The 364-nt window shown below is 79.4% G+C and carries 1 pseudogene; it reads right to left on the bottom strand.

What is annotated here, in order from left to right:
- Nucleotides 1-364 (bottom strand): annotated as a pseudogene (locus GTW08_RS24280) (RNA-directed DNA polymerase); the annotation flags it as partial.

Raw genomic sequence — 364 nt, 5'->3', positions numbered from 1 at the left:
GGCGGGGTGGTGGTGACGAGCAGCCCGGCGACGGCGGCGGCGACGGCGGGCGGGTACCCCGCGACCCGCAGGAGTCCGGCGACCCGGCCGCCGGTGACGTGGGAGTAGAAGCCCTCCAGGTCCAGGCGCAGCACCATCGGCCGGGCCCGGTGCTCCGCAGCGAGGGTGTGCGGGCTGCGGCCGCGGACGTGGCCGTGTGCGGCCGGGTGCACCGGGATCCGGTCGAGCACGCTGCGCACGATCCGGCGCTGCAGCTCGGCGAGCCGCGGGGCGGGTGCCTCGACCAGGCGCGGCGTCCCGGAGCGCGACGGCGTCCAGTGCCGCCGGTAGCGGGTCAGCGGGCCGTCCGGGGTACGCCGCAGCC

The organism is Pseudonocardia sp. SID8383, assembly GCF_009864975.1.
Classification (GTDB): Bacteria; Actinomycetota; Actinomycetes; order Mycobacteriales; family Pseudonocardiaceae; genus Pseudonocardia; species Pseudonocardia alni.
The sequence above is the reverse complement of the archived record's forward strand: the minus strand, read 5'-3'. Positions and strand labels throughout refer to the sequence as shown.